The following is a 6,636-nucleotide window of genomic DNA, read 5'->3' as shown; positions in this document are numbered from 1 at the left end:
AACTCAAACCAGAGCTGTTCAAGAAAATTCCTTACCAGCTTACGGGACGTGACAGCTAAGGCTGTCTATCGTCAATGCGGAGGGTGCGCGAAAGCGGGTTGCGCAGCAACCTGCGGGCGCACGCGGTGGGGGTGGGGTGTTACGGACCTTCGTCATTCAATTTGGCCGAACGTGTGTGCCGTGCTTTCAGGTAATTTAATGCTCGGCTAAGATCTTATCTTTTGCCCAGATTAGGCCGCCCAATAATTGCTCCAAGTTTCTTAGTGCATCCTTGCGCATTTCTTGCGTAATTCTTGTTGTATCTTGCTCAGCGATACGTTGGCCGTGATTTCTTCGCCAGTGTAGGTAATTGATACAGCAATCTCCATTTGTATCGTCAAATGAAAAGGCGCCGTGAACGACCATGTGCCTGTACTTGGCGTTCTGCTCTATATAGATCATACATCTATTTATATAGTTTACTGCGCCGCTGGGCACCTCCTGACTCAGGTTGGGTAGGACATTTTTTGCTTTCTTAATCAATTCGTTCTGCGGCATTTTTCGGAGTTTTAAGAATTCTGGTCCCCATTCATCAATCTTGGAAGATCTGCTTTCCACGATGGCGACAATTTGGCAAATTTCTAATTCAACATGAACGGATAGCTGCAAATACTGACCTATATCAACCAATAGATCATTGGGGAGATGAAGGTTGACTTGGAAGTTCATTTGCGGCCTCGCTGAAAAATTCCATGTTGTAGGATGCTATCATTTAGTCCGGGATCTTGTCGATTGGGGGGCGTAACCCCGCCCGGCACCGCCGGGCTGCGCCTACCTGCCCCCCGGCAGGCGCATTCGCGCCTACCCAGGCAGGCGCCGCCCTCCGCACTCGGCATAACCGTTGCCACAGGCCTGGTCTCGCTGATGCGCCTGCCGTTCGCCGGGCTTTCGCCGCGCCACTGGCGCGACGGTCCCGTCTCACCCCGGCAGGCGCCGCCCTCTGCACTCGGCATAACCGCCGCCACAGGCCTGGTCTCGCTGATGCGCCTACCGTTCGCCGGGTATAGGCTGCGCCACTGGCGCGACGCTGGGTCCCACCCCCGGCAGGGGCGGCCAATTGGCACTGGCGTCCCGCGCCACCCTGCCGGTATCCTGGTGACGGAAATCGCCGTCTGGCCGGTATCAGCCTGTGACCTGCAACCCACCGAGGACTTGCCATGCCAACCCATTACTCCCGCCTTCAGATCATCCTGCATTGGCTGGTCGCCGGCCTCATCCTGCTGCAATTCCTGGCCAATGACTGGATCGGCGCCGCCTGGCATGTGTTTCAGGACACCGGGGTCAAGACCCAGACCTTCGGGGCCTTGCTGCATATCATTCCCGGCATCGCGGTGCTGCTCTTTGCGATCTGGCGGATCGCCCTGCGGCTGATCCGTGGCGTGCCGCCTCTGCCGGCGGGTGGCAATCCGCTGATGAACAAGGTGGCGAACTGGACCCATCTGGCGCTTTACGTGCTGATCGTCCTGACGCCGCTCTCCGGCATGGCGGCCTGGGGCGGCGAGATCAAGATCGCGGCCGAGGTGCATGATCTGCTGACCTCGCTGATCCTGATCCTGATCGGGCTGCATACCGTCGCGGCGCTGTTTCACCAATTCGTGCTGAAGGACGGGCTGATGGACCGGATGCGGCGCTCGCGCTAGGGCGGGCAGGGGCCCCGACCGGCAGTTAAGCCCTTGCGGCGAGGGGTGAGACTCGGCAGAATTCCGCGCATTAAGCCCTATTCAAATTATGCTGGTTTTATATGCGAATTCTGACTCTCGTCGCGGCTCTGGCCGCAATTTCCGGCTGCACTGGCGATCTGACCCAGGTCCCTGACGCCGCGAAGGGGCGCGATTTCTGTGCCGATCCGGCCTCGCCCACTTGCCGGTTCCTGAATGCGCCGGTCAAACTTTCTCCGAAAAAGGTGTCGCTGCCAGGGCGGCCCTACGCGTTTCATCCGACCCGCGAGGCGTTGGAGTTCGTCGACGGCATGGGGCGACACTGGCGCGCGCCGGTTGGCACGCTGACCGATGGCGCCTCGATCCCGGTGGTCTTTGCGCAGATCATCGGCAATCCGACCAGCCGCGAATTCGTCAATGCGGCAGCGATGCATGATGCGATCTGCGGTATCGGCAACACCGAATTGCCCGGCTTTCACGACGCCACCTGGGAGGCGACACATCGGATGTTCTATGACGGGCTGCGGGTTGGCGGCACCGATGAGATCCGGTCCAAGCTGATGTTCGCGGCGGTCTATCTCGGCGGGCCGCGCTGGCTGCCGGGGGACAAGACCTTTGACATGCGTCAGGACCGTTCGGCCGAGGCGATCGTCTCGACCCAGGGCACCCGGGTCGCAGCGGTCACCCGCGGGCTGCGCGGTCAGGCCCTGGGCCGGGTGTCGACCGCTGAGTTGCAGGCGATGATGCGCCGCGTCAAGGTCTGGATCGAAACCAACAATCCCGGCGTCGGCCAGATCGAGAGCTATATCCAGCGTCAGGAACAACAGGCGCTGGCGGCCCTGGCGGCGGAACAGGCGGGCGGTGATGGCCCCTCGCACCCGGCCGAGCCGCAGGCGGAGGCCCCCGATCCGGGGCCGGTGACGACGCCAATTGGCGAGTCGGCCGAGATCGCCAATCCGGCAGTGGCCGATCCGACCGCCGGGACGGAGACCGGCAGTGGGCTCTGACCAGGATCAAGGCGTGACATTCGGCATGTGATACATGTGCGGGCCAGAGCGCATGCATCGCGGAGGTCGCCATGCGACGCCTTGCCCTTGCCCTGTTCAGCCTGGTTGCCATCTCCCTGGGGGCCGCCTGAGGGTTCTGGTGCCGACCATGGGCTATGACACGCTGATCCCGATCCTCGCTGCGGCGGGGTCGGGCTTTGTCATCGCGATTCCGGTGGCCTGGCTGGTGGCGCGTGGCATCCTCGCCGAGGGCTAGGGGATCGGGCGGCCCAGCCATTCGGCCACCGCTGCTTCGAATTCGCGCGGTTTTTCGGCATGCAGCCAATGACCGGCGCCGGGGATCTTGGCAAATACCGCCATCGGGAACCGCGCCTTGATCAGATCGCGATGTTCGGGGCGGACATAGGTCGAGTTGGCCCCGGTCAGGAACAGCACCGGGCCTTCGAACGATCCCGAAATTTCGGGAAAGCCGATGATTTTCGGCATTTCCTGGGCCAGCACCTCCAGGTTCAGCCGCCAGCGCCGGTTGGCCACATCCAGTGATTGGGTAAAGAACGCCCTCAGCGTCGGATCGGCAATCTGGCGGGCCAGCAGGGCATCGGCGTCGCTGCGCCGTTCGACCCGGGTCAGATCGACCGCTCGCATCGCATTGATATTGTCGAGTTGGCTGTGACCATAGCTGACCGGCGCGATATCGGCGACGATCAAGCGTCTGACCAGGTCGGGGCGGCGCAGCGCCAGCACCATCGCCGCCTTGCCGCCCATCGAATGGCCGAGGACATCCGCCGGGCCGTGTTCTTCCAGAACCTCGGCCAGATCTGCGGCCAGATCGTCATAGCTGTGGCTGTCGGCCCAGAAGCTGGTACCATGATTGCGCAGGTCGACGGCGATCACCTGCCGGGCTTCGGACAGGCGTTTGGCGATCACCCCCCAATTGCGGGCAGAGCCATAGAGCCCGTGCACGATCAGCAGCGGCGGCTGGTCCCCGGGGAGGCCGTGAAGGATGGTGTTCAACATGATCCTTGGGTAATGCTGCGCCGCGGGTGGCACAAGATGCGCCAGCGGAAAAACAGGCCGGATGAACGCGCGGAATGGGTGACGACAAAGAGATTTCGGTGATCGTCGGGCGGCTGGAAAAGCTGCTGGAGGCCAAGTTCGGCTTTCGCAACACCCATCTGGACGCGGCCTTGTGCAAGGCCGGGCGACGGCTGCCACATGCCATGCGCAAGGCCGGGCGCGAGGTGGTGGCGGCGCAGCGCCTGGCCACGCATCCGCGGCTGTCACGGCAGATTGACATGGACCGGCTGCGCCGTGACAGCGCCGCGCTGGCCAGTTTCCTGGAAACGATCGACCCGGCGGACCGGCGCAAGGGCGCGGTGCTTTCGACCCTGGCGTCGATCGCCTTCAATCTGCTGTTGCTGGCGGCCGCGCTTCTGGCGCTGGCTCGCTGGCGCGGCTGGATCTGAGCCAGGGCCCAGGCCGGCAGGCGTCGCGGAACACGATCAGCACCGTGGCAAAGGCGACATAGAACAGCAGATACCAGGATCCGATCAGGCGAAAGCTGACCGCCTCCCAGCGCAATTGCCCGGCATAGGCCCAGGTGCCGGTGAAGGTGCCGATATTCTCGGCCACCCAGAGCAGCCCAGCGACGATCAGCGCCGCCATCGGCAGCGGCAGCGAGCGCTGGCCTGCCCTGGTCTGCAGCCAGAGCCGGGTGCGAAAGAACACCAGCAAGGTTGCGACGTACAGCGCGATGCGGATGTCGGGCAGGTAATGGTGAGCAAAGAAATTCACATAGATCGCCAGCGCCAGCGCGGTGACCAGAGGGTAGGGCGGGAATGGCGCCAGTACGATGCCGAACAGCCGGATTGAGCGGGCGATATAAGAGCCGACCGAGGCATACATGAAGCCGGTGAACAGTGGCACGCCCAAAAGCTTGATCAAGCCCGGTTCGGGATAGTGCCAACTGCCGATATTGACCTTGAACAGCTCCATCACCGTGCCGGTGATATGAAACAGCAGGATCACCTTGGCCTCATCCAGGGTTTCCAATCGGAACACCAGCATCAGGATCTGCGCGACCAGAGCGATGAGCACCAGCGCATCGTAACGCGCCAGCGCCCAATCGGGTTGCCAAATTGCCTTGGTCACGATGATCGCGCTGAGGATGATCAGGGCAAACAGCGCCGCCCAGAGCTGGCCGGCGACAAAGATCAGCGCCGTATGGCCCCAGGTGACAAGCATGGGCCGTTGATCTCTTCGGCTGGTGTTCATGCGGGGCCTCCTGACGCCCTTCTGCGGCCCTGCCCTGCCCGGCGCCGCGCAAGGCCGGGCGGCGCGCGATGGGGGCTCTGCCCCCCGGCCTGTGGCCGCCCCCCGGGATATTTGTGACCAGAGGAAGCCAGGCGACAATCCACCTGCTTCCTCTGGTTCTAAATATCCCCGCCGGAGGCGAGAGTCTTCTGGTCCCGTCCGCGTCGATCAGAAATTCGGGTAGAGCGGAAAGCGCGCGCAGAGACCGGCAACCTCGGCCTTGACCCTGGCCTCAACCGCCGCATTGCCTTCGGCGCCATTGGCCGAAAGCCCGTCCATCACCGCGACGATCCAGTCGGCGATCTGGCGGAACTCGGCCTCGCCAAAGCCGCGTGTGGTGCCGGCCGGGGTGCCGAGCCGGATGCCCGAGGTGACAAAGGGTTTTTCCGGGTCAAACGGGATGCCGTTCTTGTTGCAGGTGATATGGGCGCGGCCGAGGGCGGCCTCGGCGGCCTTGCCGGTCACCTTTTTGGGGCGCAGGTCGGCCAGCATCAGATGGTTGTCGGTGCCGCCCGACACGATGTCGATGCCGCCCTTCATCAGCTGGTCCGCCATCGCCCGGGCATTGGCCACCACCTGGGCGGCATAGGATTTGAAGCTCGGGCCGAGCGCCTCGTGAAAGGCCACGGCCTTGGCCGCGATCACATGCATCAGCGGGCCGCCCTGGAGGCCGGGAAACACCGCCGAGTTCACCTTTTTGGCGATGTCGGGATCATTGGTCAGGATCATCCCGCCGCGCGGGCCGCGCAGGGATTTATGGGTGGTGGTGGTGACCACATCGGCATGCGGCAGCGGCGAGGGATGCGCGCCACCGGCGACCAGACCGGCGATATGGGCCATGTCGACCATCAGATAGGCGCCGACCTCGTCGGCGATGGCGCGGAAGGCGGCCCAGTCCCAAACCCGGGAATAGGCGGTGCCACCGGCGAGGATCAGCTTGGGTTTGTGTTCCAGCGCCTTGGCGCGGATATCTTCCATATCCAGCAGTTGATCCTGCTGGCGCACGCCATAGCTGACCACGTTGAACCATTTGCCCGACATGTTGACGGGGGAGCCATGGGTCAGGTGGCCACCGGAATTCAGGTCGAGCCCCATGAAGGTGTCGCCGGGTTTCAGCAGCGCCAGGAACACCGCCTGGTTCATCTGACTGCCGGAATTCGGCTGCACGTTGGCAAAACCGCAATCGAACAGCTGTTTCGCCCGCTCGATGGCCAGGGTTTCGGCGATGTCGACGAATTGGCAGCCACCGTAGTAGCGTTTGCCGGGATAGCCTTCGGCGTATTTGTTGGTCAGGACCGATCCCTGCGCCTCTAGCACTGCAGCCGAGACGATGTTTTCCGAGGCGATCAGCTCGATCTCGTCTCGTTGGCGACCGAGCTCTTTGCTGATCGTGTCGAAGATTTCGGGGTCGCGGTCGGCGAGGGTGGCGGAAAAGAAGCCGGCATCCGTCATGGGAATGGTCCTTCCTGGGGAATTGCGTTGCCGTTTCCTAGCGGCAATGTCGGCCGGGAAAAAGGCCGGATCGCGACATAATGATCTTGAAACCGCTGCATCAGTGGGCTGGGCTGGCGCCGGTGGGGCGGATGTGATTGTTTCGGAACCGTATGATCGCTATCGGA

The 6,636-nt window shown here is 62.8% G+C and carries 7 protein-coding genes; 3 read left to right on the top strand and 4 right to left on the bottom strand.

Annotation, left to right across the window (positions count from 1 at the left end):
• Positions 1–195 precede the first annotated feature (195 nt).
• Positions 196–708, bottom strand: coding sequence for a hypothetical protein (locus tag P1U48_RS03595; RefSeq protein ID WP_301067294.1), 513 nt, complete (start codon positions 706–708; stop codon positions 196–198).
• A 488-nt stretch (positions 709–1,196) separates the two neighbouring features.
• Between P1U48_RS03595 and P1U48_RS03590 the strand changes: the two genes are divergently transcribed.
• Both P1U48_RS03590 and P1U48_RS03585 read left to right on the top strand, forming a co-directional pair.
• On the top strand, positions 1,197–1,679 hold the full coding sequence (locus P1U48_RS03590; RefSeq protein ID WP_301067292.1) for a cytochrome b/b6 domain-containing protein: 483 nt from the start codon (positions 1,197–1,199) through the stop codon (positions 1,677–1,679).
• 101 nt (positions 1,680–1,780) lie between these two features.
• The gene (locus P1U48_RS03585) at positions 1,781–2,704 is read left to right on the top strand and encodes a DUF1353 domain-containing protein (RefSeq protein ID WP_301067289.1); all 924 of its coding nucleotides are present in this window, start codon (positions 1,781–1,783) and stop codon (positions 2,702–2,704) included.
• 252 nt (positions 2,705–2,956) lie between these two features.
• Here P1U48_RS03585 and P1U48_RS03580 read toward each other — a convergent pair whose 3' ends face one another.
• Positions 2,957–3,721, bottom strand: coding sequence for an alpha/beta fold hydrolase (locus P1U48_RS03580; RefSeq protein WP_301067287.1), 765 nt, complete (start codon positions 3,719–3,721; stop codon positions 2,957–2,959).
• A 74-nt stretch (positions 3,722–3,795) separates the two neighbouring features.
• Here P1U48_RS03580 and P1U48_RS03575 point away from each other — a divergent pair, with 74 nt between their 5' ends.
• Entirely contained in the window at positions 3,796–4,170 is a 375-nt protein-coding gene (locus tag P1U48_RS03575) for a hypothetical protein (RefSeq protein ID WP_301067286.1), read from the top strand.
• Here P1U48_RS03575 and P1U48_RS03570 read toward each other — a convergent pair.
• Positions 4,109–4,978, bottom strand: a complete 870-nt coding sequence (locus P1U48_RS03570; protein ID WP_301067285.1) for a DUF817 domain-containing protein — start codon at positions 4,976–4,978, stop codon at positions 4,109–4,111. The two genes, P1U48_RS03575 and P1U48_RS03570, sit on opposite strands and share 62 nt — an antisense overlap.
• 207 nt (positions 4,979–5,185) lie before the next feature.
• Positions 5,186–6,469: a serine hydroxymethyltransferase gene (gene glyA, locus P1U48_RS03565; RefSeq protein WP_301067284.1), complete on the bottom strand. Its 1,284-nt coding sequence runs from the start codon at positions 6,467–6,469 to the stop codon at positions 5,186–5,188.
• Positions 6,470–6,636 lie beyond the last annotated feature (167 nt).

Source organism: Pseudooceanicola sp., assembly GCF_029213205.1.
Lineage (GTDB): Bacteria > Pseudomonadota > Alphaproteobacteria > Rhodobacterales > Rhodobacteraceae > Pseudooceanicola.
Note: the sequence above shows the minus strand (reverse complement) of the source record. Positions and strands in the feature narration are given on the sequence as shown.

Excerpts from the sequence above, each read along its gene's own strand:
- P1U48_RS03595 (WP_301067294.1), bottom strand. The coding sequence starts at position 708 with ATGAACTTCCAAGTCAACCTTCATCTCCCCAATGATCTATTGGTTGAT.
- P1U48_RS03590 (WP_301067292.1), top strand. The coding sequence starts at position 1,197 with ATGCCAACCCATTACTCCCGCCTTCAGATCATCCTGCATTGGCTGGTC.
- P1U48_RS03585 (WP_301067289.1), top strand. The coding sequence starts at position 1,781 with ATGCGAATTCTGACTCTCGTCGCGGCTCTGGCCGCAATTTCCGGCTGC.
- P1U48_RS03580 (WP_301067287.1), bottom strand. The coding sequence starts at position 3,721 with ATGTTGAACACCATCCTTCACGGCCTCCCCGGGGACCAGCCGCCGCTG.
- P1U48_RS03575 (WP_301067286.1), top strand. The coding sequence starts at position 3,796 with ATGGGTGACGACAAAGAGATTTCGGTGATCGTCGGGCGGCTGGAAAAG.
- P1U48_RS03570 (WP_301067285.1), bottom strand. The coding sequence starts at position 4,978 with ATGAACACCAGCCGAAGAGATCAACGGCCCATGCTTGTCACCTGGGGC.
- glyA (WP_301067284.1), bottom strand. The coding sequence starts at position 6,469 with ATGACGGATGCCGGCTTCTTTTCCGCCACCCTCGCCGACCGCGACCCC.